General features: G+C 37.1%; 12 protein-coding genes, 2 pseudogenes and 1 other annotated feature. Of the genes and pseudogenes, 3 read left to right on the plus strand and 11 right to left on the minus strand.

Features of this window, described 5'->3' with window-relative positions:
* On the minus strand, positions 1-1,554 hold a 1,554-nt coding region (locus tag FTU87_RS08660), incomplete at its 3' end, for a BapA prefix-like domain-containing protein (RefSeq protein WP_180096994.1).
* 254 nt (positions 1,555-1,808) lie between these two features.
* On the opposite strand from FTU87_RS08660, the gene FTU87_RS08665 reads away from it, so the two are divergent.
* Positions 1,809-3,028 (plus strand): IS3 family transposase gene (locus tag FTU87_RS08665; protein ID WP_180096995.1). Its coding sequence is split into 2 segments (ribosomal slippage): positions 1,809-2,085 and positions 2,085-3,028, totalling 1,221 coding nucleotides; the frame shifts between segments, so codons are not numbered across the junction.
* Positions 2,084-2,200: a sequence feature (AL1L pseudoknot), on the plus strand. It overlaps the preceding gene by 117 nt.
* Positions 3,029-3,141: 113 nt before the next feature.
* Here the strand turns inward: FTU87_RS08665 and FTU87_RS08670 are convergent.
* The 6 genes and pseudogenes from FTU87_RS08670 to FTU87_RS08695 all read right to left on the minus strand — a co-directional run bounded on the left by FTU87_RS08670 (position 3,142) and on the right by FTU87_RS08695 (position 8,606).
* Positions 3,142-3,600, minus strand: coding sequence for a hypothetical protein (locus FTU87_RS08670; RefSeq protein WP_180096996.1), 459 nt, complete (start codon positions 3,598-3,600; stop codon positions 3,142-3,144).
* A gap of 8 nt (positions 3,601-3,608) precedes the next feature.
* Positions 3,609-4,049 (minus strand): hypothetical protein, encoded by a 441-nt coding sequence (locus FTU87_RS08675; protein ID WP_180096997.1) that lies wholly within the window; start codon positions 4,047-4,049, stop codon positions 3,609-3,611.
* A gap of 228 nt (positions 4,050-4,277) precedes the next feature.
* Positions 4,278-5,291 (minus strand): competence protein CoiA family protein, encoded by a 1,014-nt coding sequence (locus FTU87_RS08680; protein ID WP_180096998.1) that lies wholly within the window; start codon positions 5,289-5,291, stop codon positions 4,278-4,280.
* Between the two features lie 16 nt (positions 5,292-5,307).
* Positions 5,308-6,315, minus strand: a complete 1,008-nt coding sequence (locus FTU87_RS08685) for an HNH endonuclease domain-containing protein (protein ID WP_180096999.1) — start codon at positions 6,313-6,315, stop codon at positions 5,308-5,310.
* Positions 6,308-6,893 (minus strand): annotated as a pseudogene (locus FTU87_RS08690) (class I SAM-dependent methyltransferase). Before FTU87_RS08690 ends, FTU87_RS08685 begins: the two are co-directional and overlap by 8 nt.
* A 78-nt stretch (positions 6,894-6,971) precedes the next feature.
* Complete coding sequence (locus FTU87_RS08695) at positions 6,972-8,606, minus strand: HNH endonuclease (protein WP_180097000.1); 1,635 nt, start codon at positions 8,604-8,606, stop codon at positions 6,972-6,974.
* Between the two features lie 581 nt (positions 8,607-9,187).
* Between FTU87_RS08695 and FTU87_RS08700 the strand changes: the two genes are divergently transcribed.
* Positions 9,188-9,937 (plus strand): metallophosphoesterase, encoded by a 750-nt coding sequence (locus tag FTU87_RS08700; protein WP_180097001.1) that lies wholly within the window; start codon positions 9,188-9,190, stop codon positions 9,935-9,937.
* A 185-nt stretch (positions 9,938-10,122) separates the two neighbouring features.
* Here FTU87_RS08700 and FTU87_RS08705 read toward each other — a convergent pair whose 3' ends face one another.
* From FTU87_RS08705 to FTU87_RS08715, 3 genes are all read right to left on the minus strand, one after another.
* On the minus strand, positions 10,123-10,398 hold the full coding sequence (locus FTU87_RS08705; protein ID WP_180097002.1) for a hypothetical protein: 276 nt from the start codon (positions 10,396-10,398) through the stop codon (positions 10,123-10,125).
* Between the two features lie 330 nt (positions 10,399-10,728).
* The gene (locus FTU87_RS08710; protein WP_180097004.1) at positions 10,729-11,028 is read right to left on the minus strand and encodes a hypothetical protein; all 300 of its coding nucleotides are present in this window, start codon (positions 11,026-11,028) and stop codon (positions 10,729-10,731) included.
* Between the two features lie 93 nt (positions 11,029-11,121).
* A complete protein-coding gene (locus tag FTU87_RS08715) occupies positions 11,122-11,412 on the minus strand; it encodes a hypothetical protein (RefSeq protein WP_180097006.1) in 291 nt (96 codons plus the stop codon).
* A gap of 161 nt (positions 11,413-11,573) precedes the next feature.
* Here FTU87_RS08715 and FTU87_RS15130 point away from each other — a divergent pair.
* Positions 11,574-11,985 (plus strand): annotated as a pseudogene (locus FTU87_RS15130) (IS5/IS1182 family transposase); the annotation flags it as partial.
* 528 nt (positions 11,986-12,513) lie between these two features.
* Here FTU87_RS15130 and FTU87_RS08720 read toward each other — a convergent pair.
* Positions 12,514-16,032 carry a hypothetical protein gene (locus tag FTU87_RS08720; protein WP_180097008.1) on the minus strand — a complete coding sequence of 1,173 codons (3,519 nt, stop codon included), beginning with the start codon at positions 16,030-16,032 and terminating at the stop codon, positions 12,514-12,516.
* Positions 16,033-16,034 lie beyond the last annotated feature (2 nt).

Below are 16,034 nucleotides of genomic sequence, written 5' to 3' on the forward strand. Positions count from 1 at the left end.
AAGCTCTGTTTGTTTTGCTGATTCAGAGGCTGGCAATGCATCAACTAAGCCTTGGGCTATGCCTTTCGCTGTATCAACGGCTGCTTTAAGTGCATCCAATTCTGCTTTGTCGTCAGGATTGATGATGCCGCCTTTGTCTGCAATCGCATCGATAAGATCTTGCTCTGCTTCTTCAGCCGCTTCTACCGCCGCTGTCGCTGCTGCAACGCTGCTGTCGATGGTGCCATCGCTGTCGGTATCGTTCACTTCAGGTACAGTGATGCCAGGGGTTTTAAGATTATTGAGATCGTTTGTGAGTTGATCTTTTTTGTCTTGCACTGACGCTGGTTGATCAGGTAGCGCATTGACTAAATCTTCTGCGTCTTTGATCGCAGCATCGAGCTCTTCTTTAGACTTATCTAAAGCAGCTTTGTCTTCAGGATTGATGATCCCGCCTTTGCCTTCGATCTCTTTTTCTAAAGCATCATATTTGTCTTGGGCATCTTTAACCGCTTGTTCTGCATCGTCGATCGCAGCTTCAACGCTGTCATCAATACCATTACCATCTTGGTCATTCACTTCAGGTACAGTGATGCCAGGGGTTTTAAGATTATTGAGATCTTCTGTGAGTTGATCTTTTTTGTCTTGCACTGACGCTGGTTGATCAGGTAACGCATTGACTAAGTCTTCTGCTTCTTTGATCGCTGCATCGAGCTCTTCTTTAGACTTATCTAAAGCAGCTTTGTCTTCAGGGTTGATGATCCCGCCTTTGCCTTCGATCTCTTTTTCTAAAGCATCATATTTGTCTTGGGCATCTTTAACCGCTTGTTCTGCATCGTCGAGCGCAGCATCAATGTCGTCAGCGATTCCATTTTCATTTTTGTCATTTATAGGGGGTACTTTTAACTCAGGTAGTGCATTTAACTGCTGTTCCAAATCGTTTTTTTGCTCACCATCTGCCAAAGCATTTAACTTGTCATTTGCTTCTTGTTTGGCTTTTTCTGCTTCTGCAATCGCATTTTCAATTTCTGCTTTTTCTGTAGGTGTGATTAAACCATCTTTAAGTGCGGCATCTAATTTATCTTTTGCTTTTTGATATGCATCTACAGCATCTTTAACTGCTTTTTCTGCACTTTCTAGCGTAGTATCGTGTTTATCATTCGAGCTTTTAATAGATTTATCAAAGTTAAGCGCACCTAAAGCAGCTAATGGAGGAATCCAAGCCCAAGCCGGCACTCCATCTTTATAAAGTAATGGTTTTATTTCAGACAGTGGATTATATACAACCTCATTTAAAAATGCACCTGTGTCGTCAGTAAATTGCACCCACAATAATTTATCGCCATCCCCCAATACCAAAGTATTATCTGCAGCAAAAAAATCTTTTATAGTTATCGTTTGACCATCATTTAATTGTACTACAGCATCCAAACCGTCTGCTTTAATACTCGCGATACTCTCTTTTGAAACATTTAAAATAACAACCGATGGCTCAACTAAAGACAACGTGTCTTGAGTTGTCGTTTCGGATAAAACATTATGACTGTCTTTTGAAACAACTTTTATATTAATCATAATAGGCTCTTCTTAAATAAAATGTTTAAAATTAGATATAGATGCACATTTAGGATGTAAAAATGATACTTGGTTTGCAATTTTTTGCAAACATAAATATTAAATGTGTATAATTCGTTCGGCTGTGTATAATTCGTTCGGCACAATAATTTAAACGCGTTAGCAATCTTCTTTTATAATTCGAAAAGGCTTTGTTGCACAAAGTGAACCGTACCGGGTTTGTCGGAGAGTCAATATTCTGAGAGACTATCCCGATGACAAAATTAAAATATACCCCTGAAATCAGAGAAAGAGCGGTTCAATTATTGATTGAATCCGAGAAAGATTATCCATCGAATTGGGCTGCGATCACCGCTATTGCTCCTAAAATTGGCTGTACTCCTGAAACACTACGTGTTTGGTATCAAAAATACTTAGATCAACAAAATCCAGTTAAAGCACAGCAGCTTTCAGACCAAGAACGTATCAAACAACTGGAACGCGAAAATAAAGAACTGCAACGTGCCAATGAAATTCTACGTAAAGCAGCCGCTTTTTTCGCCCAGGCGGAGCTCGACCGCCCACACAAATAATGGTGGATTTTATCCTTAACAATAAAGATCGATATGGTGTTGAGGCGATTTGTAGGATTTTACCGATCGCTGCTTCAACCTATTACCAGACTTTAGATCTCGCGGACAATCCAGAACATCGAGCAAAGCGAGATTTACATGACCTTCATCATGCTGAACAAATTAAACGAATTTGGAAGGAAAGTTCAGGTCGGTATGGTGTGCGTAAGGTCTGGCAACAACTGAAACGTGAAGGCTATGTGATTGCACGTTGTACAGTTGCTCGATTGATGCAAAAGCTAGGTATACAAGGTGTTTGGCGTGGTAAGAATAAACAAACCGCCCGTAACCGAGATGACCAAAAACGGGCAGATGATTTAGTGAAACGTAATTTTAATGCTGATCATCCAAACCAACTATGGGTGGGTGACTTTACGTATATTCAAACTCATTCAGGCTGGGTATATACCGCATTTGTTATTGACGTGTTCTCACGAGCAATTGTTGGATGGAAAGTATCAATACGTATGAATACAGACATGGTCCTGGATGCATTGGAGCAAGCATTGCATGACCGAGGCATGCCAAAGAATGTGATTCATCATTCCGACAGGGGTGTGCAATATCTTTCGATTCGCTATACCAATCGTTTAGAAGCAGCAAATTTACGAGCTTCAGTCGGTACAACGGGTGACTCATACGATAATGCTTTGGCTGAAACGGTGAATGGCTTATACAAAACAGAGGTGATTGAATATTTAAAAGCAGATTGGCAAGGTTTAGCGGATGTACAACTTGCGACACTAAACTGGGTAGATTGGTTCAACAAAAAGCGTGTACACAGTGCACTGGGTTATGTATCGCCTTTTGATTTTGAAGCAATGTACTATGATAAGATTAACCCGTTAGGTCAGGTGGCCTAACTTAAATAAAAAGTCTCCGACAAACCCGGTACGGTTCAGATTCCAACTCAGGAATACTGCTTACCTGATAGTTTCGTGGATGATTAATGATAGTAGAGCGATTCACATATACTCTAATTTCCATATCCACCTCTAACCTGTGACAAATTGTTGTATCTACCACTGCCTGAAGGATTACCCGTTTTACTCGGCCAACCTCCTCCAAAGCGAAACTCCTCAAAGAAAGCTACGGCGTCTTCATAATCAATCTTTGACCATAAAGGATAATCAACGTGTGATTTTCTAATTTGGCGCCAAGCATTGTCCTCAAAAGCACGCCCCATGCTAGGGTTAAAGTTATGCTCAGGACGAATAATAAAACTCCAATCATCCTTTTCTGTACCAATCTCAAGCCCAATGTTTAAAGCTTGAACTGTTCTAAACACATTAACCACACATCCAAGCCCCAATGCATAGATCGGCTGTTTTAAAAGCACAACGGGAGTACCTAAAATATGCTCAAGTTCAGCAACAGTTTTAGGTTCATAAAAATATTTGCCATTTGCCTCAGAGACCAATAATTTAATCTTCATACGATCTCTCATTTAAGTGAAGAATTATTATCACGACCGGTACCTGACGGATTCCCTGTAGTACTTGGCCAGCCAGCGACTTGTGAAATCTCATTAAAGAACTCCACAGCATCTTCATAATCCATTTGTGACCATCTTGGGAAAGTTTCATGACTACGTCTGATTTTCCAAAGTGCCTCATTCTTATAAATTTTCAAAACTGATTTATCAAAAGGCTTATAAGGCAATAACAGAAAATCCCATGAATCATCTTTATCACCAATGTCTAAATGCATATTCAAAGACTGTGCAGTCTTAAAGACATTCACAACACTACCGAGTCCAAATTCTGAACGTGGTTCTTTTAATAGAACAACTTTATGTCCTAACATTGTTTCCAATTCATCAGTTGTTTCAGGTGAAAAAAGTCCAACTCCTTTTGGGCCTGATACTTGCAATCTTAAATGCATTCGTAGCGCTCCCTATTTACGTGGTGGATTATTATCACGACCACCGCCTGAAGGACTCCCTGTTGTACTTGGCCAGCCTGCTTTACTCATCTTTATCTCCTTACATATACGAATGTCACGGCGTTTCTAGACCGATGTAAGAATTATGAAGAAAGAAATTTCTCAATTTTGCCGAAAACCCAACAAATTAGGTTAAAAATTAAACAACCACCATTTTATTTATTTTTCCTATGCCAGCCGATACCAATCACACTCTGCTGCCTGATTAGAATTACAGGCCTTCTTCTTCGCTTTGCAATAGATAGGTAGACCTTCTGTATAGTTATAATTATCACCACTATATTTACACAAAAAACAACTCTTCACAGGTACTTTCTTTTCAACCGCAAGTTTTAACTGTGAAATAAACATATCCCCATGCGCATAACCCATCAGTACATTTGAGTTCTCAAATTCCAAATCAGTTTCAATAATATTGCTATATTCAATTTTATCTTGATACTTCGATAACTTAGCTTTTATATCTGCTAAATATTCCAAACCTAGCCAAGCCTTACCTGAATCCCAAACAAGAAATAAAAAATACCGTTTGTGCATACATTTACAATCAGCATCAACTATGGGAGCACTTTCTTGATTGAATCCCAAAAAGAGAGCATCGCTTGGCTTCAAATCTGCCCTATATATTTTTTCGACATCCTCTTCGCAATCTAATGGTATTTCAATAATTCGTTTGCCTGAGCTTTCTTTTTTCTCACTCAAAAAATGAGTCACAGCAATTTCAATATAAATACAATCTTCGGCATTATTTTGACGGGTTAACAATAGGTCTGGAATAAACTGATCGTGCCTTTTTTCAACTTGTATTTGTGAAAAATAATTTGTGAGATCAAAGCATTTCTCTGTATAACCAAGATCACAATGTTTTCGTATGGTTCTTTTAAATTTTTCACACTTCTTGGGCACGTGAAAGCTAATGTAAAACGGTTCATTTTCAGCTAAACATTTCTGATAAGTGTCAAAAAAAGCCCGTTTACCCAATCGGTGTAAATAGGTTTCACCATTACACTCAAGTACAGTCTTATGAGCGAAATGGGGCTTCTTTATTTTTCCATTTACCTTTGCAATTAAAGGATTGCCACAGCCAAGGCAAATGTATTCAGATTTTTCTTCTTGTCCGACTAAATCAACTGCTTTGACAATTTCACCATATTCATTTTTTGCATATTGATAACGTGCCATGTCTTCCCCTATAAACTTAACCCATCCACATTAAATAATTATTTTCTTTTCCCTGTGCATAAGCCCACTCAGCCACCTTATGCAACCGCTCTTTATCTGTCAAAAAACCAAGTACAGATATCTGATCTACAATAATCAAATCCTGCTCTTCATTCCGCTCGTACCACTTATGCAAAAATTCATAAGATGCCAGTAAATTACTTTTCTTAGAATTACAGCTTGAATCTGCCAATACGAAGTTATGCCCTGTATCTGATGGATACATAGACCATGGAATGAAATGATCAACGGCGTAATTGCCATTGCGCATCGGTTTATTGCAGTAGAAGCATTTACAGTCCTGTAGCTCGACCAACACATTAGCCACAGCATTTAATTGGTTTCGACTCGGCTCAAACATGAATTGTTCAAGATTCGGTAATTTATTCAGAATTGGTGCATTACTGCTGTTCTTCCGGATGTAGTCTATCCAACGTTTCTGACAAAGTTCTTCAATAATTTCACTGAATTGACGTAGGCAGTACATCACTTGGGGTAAAAGAATGAGTTGCTTTCCACACTGATCGAGCTGATATAAAAACTCAAAATTTTGACCGTTGATGTTTTGCAAGTAGCGGACTGGCATGTCTTTTACAGTGCGAGCGACATCTTTAACGAGCTTCAACCACACCAATGAATCTCGTCTTAATAACCCCAAAGAAGAGTAGCTTTGCCGAAGCTGTATAATGCGATTCACAATGGCAGCTTGCTTACCATTGTTCTGATTTAAAATCAGCTGCCCTTCATCATTAAAGGTATAGGGTACTGCTTGCTTCCAATATAGCTCGATAAACTTCTCAGCGATATCCGTATATTCGAGTGATAGACTCTCACCTGAATCTTGCCCTTTTTCAATAGCTAATCGGCTTAGGCTAATCAGCAATGCAAATTTATAGGTGCTACTAAAACTACCCGACTGTAAAATCAGCTGAATATTTTTTAGAAATTTAAGTTGTTCTTGTGCAGTAGGAATAAAGTCAGGCATGTTTTTTCCAAAGTACATTCAGCCATTTTTCTTGTCGATCAGGTCGCTGATCTACTGTAATCCACTGTTTTAATACCCTAACCCCATTCAACTGGTCTAACAATTCCTGAGCCTGCTCTTCATTTAAGTCAGTAAACGCCCTACCGCCTTTTACTCTATCTGCTGTTCCATATTTAAAAGACATATAGCACACACCGCCACGGCGTAATGCAGCATGAATACGTTTTAAAACATCAGGGATGTCTATTACGAGCACAATGTAGTAAAGAGGCACATGCCCATACCCCATCATAAACATCGTGCATATCAAGCTCATAAAAACTTAGCTGCTGAACAGCGATACCAGTCAGTTGGCTCGCTCGTTCGACCAATACTTCAGAATAGTCCGTCGCATCCACTTGATAGCCTTTATTTTTAAAAGCCAAAGTGTCACGCCCTGAGCCACAGCCTAAATCCAGGATGCGTGCAGAATCTGGCAACTCAGCTAAAAATGGTTGGTATAGGCTTTCCATATCCACATACAACGTGGCTTGTAAAAATTGATCTGCGTATTGGTTGTAATAGTCTATTGTTTTCATATTGGTTGCTTAGGCTAAACACTGACCCCAGTCTACTAAAAAACAAAAAGATAAGGGAGCATTTGCTCCCTTATCTTTTTAGTCAAATAAATCTGCTCTTACTTCTTCCAAAGCACGATCTGACTTAAAACGATTACATATCGGGTGAATAATTGCTCCATTTTCTAAAACACCGTAACCACCTTCTGCTTTTGATTCACGATGATCTACTTCAGTCGATTCAAGGTATAGAGCGCTATCACATACTTCGCAATAGCTCCATGTTTTCCTTTCCTCACGTTGATAAAGATTTCTTTTGGTCGCGAGTGAAAAATTTAAAGGTTTTTTCTTCTTTGTTAGTCTTACTGATTTCACAAAGCTCACAACATCATCCACAATGCTCTCATCATAATCACCACCAAAACGGTCAAGGTAAAAATCATTAAAATTAATATAATCAAATGATTGACTCATCGAAAGAATGACGGTGTTCAAACAAACTTCATCTTCAAAATCTAAATCCATATTGAGTCCAATACAGATAAAGGCTTGATACACGTTCTTCAATCGCTCATGTGATCTGATGCCGCTACCAAACTTACCGACAGTTTCTTTGATCGCCACAGGAATTTTTTCAATTAAACTTTCAACACCACGGCGTGCTCGAGTAAATCCAATAAAATCTATCTTTTTATTCTGTATTTCAAAACAGTCTTGTTCAATTTCACAGACGATAGAGAACCAGGCCAAAAAGGATGTCACTTGAAAACGATTATCTTTATAAAAATATAGTTTTGGGTGTAAGCCCAAACTTGGAATCCGAATACTAATTGGTGGTGTAGCGATACGACACAGCACAACTCTAAGTTTTAGCATTAAATTTTCTACACGCTGACCTTGGTCTATATTCACAGTATTCTGACTAGTATCACCAAACATGATATTCAGGAGTTCATTGACCAAGCCGATTTTTTTACCGTGTGTTAAATCCGGCTCTAAAAGTATTATCTTAAAAAGATGATCATGAATCTGCTCACCCAAAGTGATCACTTCATTTATCCGCTCGTAATTCAGTTCAGCCAAGTTAGATTTATTATCGTTTATATAACAACACGCATAAATCACATAAAAAGCATCACTCCCCCTATTTTGTAAATGATATTCTTCATCTGGATCTAATCGTTTCGTATCCGAATTGATTGAACAAAAGGCTTTTCGAGCTTCCTCAGGTGTCCCAATCACTTCAATAAAATTAATTTTGGTTGATTTTAATTTTTGCTGAAACTCAGAATCGCTACATAACTCTTGAAAATCAGCTAATCCACCTAATCGATTACGAATCTGACGAATATCTCGTTTTTGTGGTGCCGTGAATTTTGGGGCTCCTATTACTTGCTCATCAATAAAGTATCTTTTGATCCAAGCATAGATAATTGAAATCCTGTGCCCACCATCAATAATATAAATATTACCAGCAGCATCTTTCCAATAGCGAACGCATAAATTGACATTACGATCATTCAAACAGTTTAGAATAAACTCCTGAATTTCAGCAGGGCTCCAACACTCTGTGGAGCGTTGATTGTCTGCTTTATATAGTTTTTCTAGAATCTCATGGTTGGCGAAGCCATAAAGTGATATTTCAAAGTTATGGTGCAGATTTGAGTGCGACATTTCGTCAGGCACCATCATTTTTCTTTGAATAATATTGGTTAAAAGCTTAGTACGGGCCATTTTATTTTCTCTAGGCAATACTTCTCTATATCTCGTAAGATTACGAAATTAAAAGTAATTAAAATTAAAGTTAGTGATTAATGAATTAAATATTCATTAATTCAGAAGTATCTTTTTGCTAGAGAAAAAACAGATAGAAATAGTATAAAGACGCATTTTAAACCTCGTTGATAGATTGTCGTTTGCCAACATCCTTTCCACGAGATGGAGGCAAACCAAATAGGGTGTGGAAATACCGCTCAACGAAACGGCCAGTCAAAGACTGCCCTACCTGGCTTACCATAAAAGCGCCATGTAGACACAAAAGAGCCACTAAAAGCGACTCTTTAGTTCGTTGAGTAACAGGTTTCCACGCCTGGTCACAGATTTTGCTGTAACATCTTTATCTTATGTGCATAAATTCAATTGGTCAAATTTTATGATCAATATTTGATCAATTGATTCAAAAATAATTACCTATATTTTTAGAGGCTTAAGAATACAGATAAGTATCTTGTAATTTCTACAATATTTAGTTGCTGTAAACTGATCGCAATGAAACTCTATATATTTAAGCAGCGTGATTTAATAAAGGAAGTAGATTGAAACTGCAAATTTTATCGGATACTCACAATTCTAAATATTCAATATCAGAGCAAGCTGATGTCATTATTCACGCTGGCGATTTTTCTAATCGCTTAAGCGGTGCAATTGAGTTTGCCGAAAAATGTAAATCTCTCAATAAAAAATTTATCTTTGTTCTAGGTAATCATGATTACTACAGCTCTAACTACAGTTCAGTCGTGAATTTCTTGAAAGAAAACTACCCAAAAAATGCACTACTTGATGACAACCATATCAAAATTCAAGATAAAATATTTGTAGGTGGCACGCTGTTTACGAACTTTCGCTCCAATTCACCACTTACATCTCCTGAGGTACTTTTACAGTCCCAAAAAGATGCTGAACAATCGATTTATGATTTTGATCAAATCATGATTGACAGTGATCATCGAACGATAACTGCTAATGACTACATAGAATTATTTAAAAAATATCATGAAAATATTATGAAATTTAAGGATCAAGATAATGTGATTGTCATTACTCACTTCCCGCCTCATTTAGCTTGTCTTGATCCATATTGGGGTACGCATCCTGTTGCATCAGCCCTTAACCCCTATTTTATTAATGATTTAGATGTCAAAGGCTTTAAGTTATGGGTTTCAGGACATACGCATACATCAGTGGATACTGTAGTCGATGGATGTAGATTAGTGATCAATCCATTGGGTTATCCGCCAGAGCAAGGTAAAAATGGGTTTAGAGAAAATTTGATCATCGAAGTTTAAGTAGGCATACTCGTGTTGAAGCAATTTAAACCAACTCTAATATCATACATCCTATAGTACTGTTGATTTAGCTTCTAGACCATGAACCATGGCGAAACTCATCTCGAATCCTTTAGACCCAGAAAATGATTGGAAAAATAAAATTGCAGATCAAACACTTGACGATTTAATCGAAATTACCAAGCTTAAAAGCTTAACCAAATTGTATCACCTGTAGATGCGTACATAGCTTCAGCAGTTTCTTTCAACACATCACTATCATCCGTTTCCATTGATAGTTCATCACATGCAGGATACCTACTATCGCTTGTGGAAAATAAGCTAGATTGAGCCGTAGTACTATGCTGTATAAATCTAGTTCTATCTTGCTTTAAAAGCTGCACACCATGGTAGCTAGCACGCATTTGATTTAATACTTGAAGACGTCTTTCATTTGTAGTCATTATTACTTTTCTCGACATCGATTGTCTCCTTGATTTTTATCTGAAATTAAGATTAATAAATTATGACATAAATTAAAATTGAGTAATGATCTAACTATCTCGCAATACCTCATTAAAATCACAGCGATAAAATAAAAACTTAAGTAATGCCTTAAAAATCAATCATCTAGAAACTCCATCTTTTCTTAATCAGTTCTGACGATTTTCGTAGGAAGTTGATCAACTCCGTTTAGTATAGCCTGGATATAATCCTCCTTTATTATTTCATCTTTTTGATTTTTTACTGAGGATTCATCGGCTTTTTTCGCATTATCTTTAGAAACAACCCGATCTACCACAATATCTATCTCACTTTACAAGTTTTTCAAGATCTTGCTCTTTAGCACTCTGATACGAAGACGAACTATTAATTAAAAAATGTGCTCTTCTGAATGCCAGTTCTTGCTTAATTTCTTGATCAGCCATACTGGTCTCACCGTGATTTTTTATGTATTCAGCTCGTTTTTGCATAAATGCTTGCTCTCGCTCTTGAACGCTAGAATTCACCACCGTATGTTCTATTTGACGAGTAGCCACATAATTATAGGCAATTACTCCGCAAAGTACGATTAAAAAGAAACTGAGTTGCCTCTTTACACTTCGACTCACAAATAATCCTTTAATATTCAGTCAATACTGAAGTTATCATGTACTCATGAAGATGAATTTAAAAACTATAAGGGCTGACACTATAAAGTTTCATTACTCGCCCCTAGGGTTAAACTCTTTAAATTCATCAGCATTGCTAGCAAATTCTGTAAAAAAGTTATGCCATGTAAATAATGACTCTAATTCCTGTTGGTTTTGAATCGGCTTAGGCAACTCATATCCAATGATCCAGTATGGTGCTGTACAGCAAACATGCTCAGGTATAAGGACTTGCTGTAAGGCTGTTTCAGCACTTTGAAAATATAAATTATCGTTTAAGTGGACAATACTCCCTTGCAAAGCTTCTTGAATACAATGATCTGCCTCTATATACGTATCCTTCATTTAGTTCGCCTCCATTTTTCAATTAATGGGATTTCTAAATCTGTTAAATTATTTAACGCTGAGATTACTATTTCAATTGCATCACACCATTTGACAACTCTTGTATACTACCTAAAAAATTCAAAAAATTGATTGATTCAAAATTTCAAAATACGTAAGTTGAGTGGAAACGTTATAAACATCAACCTGAATATCAATATCCATGGCGCAAGCTCCACATTAGAATATTGCTACAACCTTCCTAAAAGACACTGCTCACAACAAATAATATCAGGTACTCCCCCCTGGTGATTTACTAAATCACATTTCATCTGAGGAGCACGTTGAATCCTTATATACCGATGGGGAGTCTATGATACGAAATGCTACAGACAAGTCATTTTAGATCGACTGGCACATACTTGTACTCTGCTAAAAAAATATAGAATCACGGAAAGATAAAAAATAGAGATCTTTATAAGTAAATGAATTCTTAAAAACATTCAAACTTCTAGGAAGAACATTCTTAAAAAGTAGTCAGGTGATCATCGCAAAAGTCTGATGGAAACCAAGTTGGGTTGCATCAAATTATTGAAAGAGTTATATCTCTAATTTATATTTTTTAGAGTAATTCCATCTTTCTATTCTTTATGTAACCACAGCACTTAGGTTTTAAACAGCATCCTACTAAATAAATTAAAAGCAAGAATCATCCTTTTAAAAATACCAAAAATTTTCAATCAATTAAAATCAACTCCTAAAATAGATTTTCACAACCATAAAAACTCCATTTACTATAAATTAACACTTAATCCAATTGATCACATTAAAACCAATAAAATACTTTTTTAAAGGAACAATAATTTCGAGATAACTCTATTAACTTTAACAAAGATTAAATATTAAAAAATTTCTCAAAAAGATTTGCATTTCTGTCTAAAACCACTCAAAAAAGCTAATAATAGGGGTGAAATCCCCCCCCTAAACATCCCTATTTTTGAACACCAAAAACAGATTATCTGCTAAGAAATACTAACAAAAACAAATTTGCAAAGTTAAAAAACAATATCCATATGTTTTCAATGTATTTTTTTTGATAAATTTCCGTTCATATGCTCAACCTCAGATAGAACCCTTGAGCACTCTTTTTTGATACTCTCGGCACTCTTTCATCTTGTAAAAGACGCTTTGCAACAGCATCTTTTGAATAAAATTATTATCTTTTTTATTCCATATTTTATATTTTTTTATTTTCACCTCGCCCTTTTTTACATTATTAAATTCACTCGGATTATATTCATCCCATTCAAAATTATCTGAATCTTTTGAATAAAGTTTATTGATAAAATCTAAGAATCTTTGATAGTCAATCAAGTCATTTTCAGATGATGCCTTAAAATTCAAAATAGGACGATCTTTTTCAAGTGAAATTTTATTTTCTAAACAATAAAAAAAATGTTTAAGATCTTTCTGGGTTACATTTTTATTTAAGTTAAAAGGTTTCTCAATCTCATAGTGATTAGACCATGTCACCATTTTCTTCCAAGTAAAACCGATAAGATCCTCATGATTAGCATCATTTTTGACGTGACTTGTATAGAGAGAAAACGGCTGGCTGATCGATTGAATGAATTTCAATACTTCAGGATCGATCGTTGCTTTTTCTTTTTTTTCCCGCCACTTCCGGTATTCGTCTAGAAACGTTTCACGGTATAAAAATACGTCCTGTTGTTGAGGCTGCTTCTGCTTTTTCTTGCTCTTTAATGCAGCAGTTTGAGAATTATTTTCTGTGTGTGAATGAATCTTCTTCATCAATTTTAAAATATCTCTTTCATTCGACTGAAATTTAACCTTGAAATCGCGATGCATCAACTGACTATCGCCTAATAATGCCTTGATCAATTGAGGTGAATATTGACGGTTTGCTTGATAAAACATGTCAGCAATCAGGATATTCAGATGATGCAGATAATGTCTTGCAGTGATCCGAATGTCTTCATGCCCCATCAGATGCGCAAGTCGAGACCAGGCTTGGGCACTACGCGATGAAGCATCCTTCATATTGGGTAAAATGTGCTTTTTAAGCTTACGCCCAAACTCGGAATCATAGTCAGTAAAACAACGTACCAGTGCTATGCTGCCTTTTAAAAGGATAGCCAAATGTGAAGCGGTACTATGCCTGAAAGCGTGAAAGGTATATTGATGATCGTTTGTCCCTAATACAGTATTAAACAGCAACTGGGTAATTTTTGATAAATTTGTACTGGATAAAGGTTGTTCACCCAGCATAAAGAGCTGTTTGATTTTTCTATTGCAGACTGCTGCAGTCGCTTTAGAGCCAGGTAACTGGTTTTGATAAAAGCGACAAAATCCTGTGAACTCGTCCGGTGCTAAAAAATAAGCTAAATCAAACTGACGCGTGGCATTATCACTTTTCAGATCACGCTCAGAATTTAGACGAATCCTAAGGGTGAGATCATCAATATCACCCATTGTTTTTCTCATTTTATGGTGAGATCGATCGTCTTTCTGCTGATCTAAAGCGGATTCAAACACATAATAGAGCTGTCGATTGTCAGGATGTTTTCGTAACTGCGGAGATACAAAATCATCGATACAGATCCCGGCAGCTTCATCAATACGCAAGCCCAGTCTAAATGCCAATGTATAGACCCATTCTAGACAGGTTGCATCCTGCTCAGTCAGACCCAAAGCTTCTGGGTATTCTCTAAGAATCCGTATCATCAATTGAAACATCTGCGGACTAATGAGTCTGGTTTTTAAAAATAAACCGTCACTTTGACGTTCATATAAATATTGCACAATCGGTGCACGATGATTCTTGACTAAGTATTGGTGAAAGGCTTTCAGCCGATCAAAGGCATAACCCGAGGTATTGTATTTTTTATTGTTGTTGGTTTGTGCGGTCGTTTTATGATTTTTCTGATCATTCAGCAGTTTTTCTTCAACAATCGTGCGATACATTTCCTCAAACTGCTCTTCAGTGGCTGTATCTAGATTGATCTGCTGTTCTAGAACATAACAAAGTAGGTCAAGCACAAAACTACTATAGTAACGCTTGATTGTTGAGACTTTAATCGCTGCTTTCCCATGATAAGCAAATTCGTTTTCTAACCACTGACACACGCGTAAATGTGCAATAGCCACTACATAATCTAGGTACTCGCCATTTCCAGCCTCATACGCAGATTTATAGTCCTCAGATTTTTGGATGCTTTCTTGGAGTTGATCCGCAAGCTGTTTGGGTTTGATATCCTGATGAAAAGATAAAAGCCAGGATTTCAGCTCATGACGTTGACCGGTTCGTCGATCATGAAATGTTTTGACTGTAACTGTAGGCATCTCCAAGTCTAAGACTTGAGGCTTTTTTTCAAGATTTTTGATTCTAGCTTGAATAGTTTTCCAGCAATCGGGTTGATCATAGAGCTGTGTATACTGCTCATAGATTAAAGGCGAAGTGATGATCTGATTGTTCAGTACACTGGTACTTAACACATCCAGATTAGGAATCTCTTGCCACAAGACATAATCCATATGCTTAAAAATGGCAAAACCGGTCTTTTCCAAGCCTTTTAAAAATAGCTTCACGTGATTAAGCTGTGTAAATGGCTGCTGATCCTCACGTGCTTTTCTAGAGTCCCCCTCCTCCGCCATATTCAGTACAATGTTTAAATGGATTTTAAGTTTTTCTAGCAGTAAGGCTTCAGGCTGATTCCCCGTTTCAATTTCACTCTGTTCTTTTTCCCAGCACAGCAATGGCGAAGTGCTTTGTAATTGATGCCCTTGCGATCTATTGATTAGCTCCTGAATCCGTCGATAACATAGCATCGCAAAGGCATTGAAATAAATATTTTGGGTTTGCCATAACTCCGCCTCTTCTTCGCCATCCTGACGATAGATGTTGCCATACTTTGTCGAGGGCAACGTGTATGAAAAGACATAAGCTTTTTGAACCTTTTCGTCACCTGAATAGATCGGAAGCAAGCCACTATCCAGGTTCATATGAAAAATCGCATCATGAATGGCTATCAGTCGTTCAGGTTGCATGCATCCCTGATCAAAAATTAATGAAATACACAGACATTCAAACAAGGTATTCACTAATTTTTGTTGCTCTTTAGCCGTAGAGTATAAGAAGATACCTTGAGTTTGTTGTTTGAGATAATCCGCCCAATTCACATACAGTTTTTCTTTTACCTCGACGAGCATAGTACCCTGCTGTAACTTTCGTCCTGAAAAAACGTTGTCTAGACGTTTAGGTGTGTAGACGATCCAATCAGGCAACTTAATCTCATAGCTCTCGGCATAGGAAGGGTAATCCTTTTGCCACTGCTGGTTTTTCTCCTTACAAATCTGTTTCACTTGTTTAAAACAGAATTGAAGGTAATCTGCAGCATTGTCCTTAAATTTGGATATTTGGCAGAGCTGCTCTAAAACTGCTCTATGGATATTGAACTTGTCCAGAATTTGCTGATCAAGCCACTTAAAATCAATTTGAGCAAGGTCAGAATTTACATCTGTGTATGTAGCAGTGATCAGCTGAGAAATTTCCTTAAAAATGTCGGCGATTTCTCTTTTAATGGCATTTTCTAATTGCGTAACGAGTGATGTATCAAGCACAA

It is taken from the genome of Acinetobacter sp. YH12156, assembly GCF_013418235.1.
In the GTDB taxonomy this organism is placed as follows: Bacteria; Pseudomonadota; Gammaproteobacteria; order Pseudomonadales; family Moraxellaceae; genus Acinetobacter; species Acinetobacter pseudolwoffii.

What these genes read in the sequence shown, in the direction of transcription:
- FTU87_RS08670 (WP_180096996.1), bottom strand. Translation starts at nt 3,600, where the DNA reads ATGAAGATTAAATTATTGGTCTCTGAGGCAAATGGCAAATATTTTTAT.
- FTU87_RS08675 (WP_180096997.1), bottom strand. Translation starts at nt 4,049, where the DNA reads ATGCATTTAAGATTGCAAGTATCAGGCCCAAAAGGAGTTGGACTTTTT.
- FTU87_RS08680 (WP_180096998.1), bottom strand. Translation starts at nt 5,291, where the DNA reads ATGGCACGTTATCAATATGCAAAAAATGAATATGGTGAAATTGTCAAA.
- FTU87_RS08685 (WP_180096999.1), bottom strand. Translation starts at nt 6,315, where the DNA reads ATGCCTGACTTTATTCCTACTGCACAAGAACAACTTAAATTTCTAAAA.
- FTU87_RS08695 (WP_180097000.1), bottom strand. Translation starts at nt 8,606, where the DNA reads ATGGCCCGTACTAAGCTTTTAACCAATATTATTCAAAGAAAAATGATG.
- FTU87_RS08705 (WP_180097002.1), bottom strand. Translation starts at nt 10,398, where the DNA reads ATGTCGAGAAAAGTAATAATGACTACAAATGAAAGACGTCTTCAAGTA.
- FTU87_RS08715 (WP_180097006.1), bottom strand. Translation starts at nt 11,412, where the DNA reads ATGAAGGATACGTATATAGAGGCAGATCATTGTATTCAAGAAGCTTTG.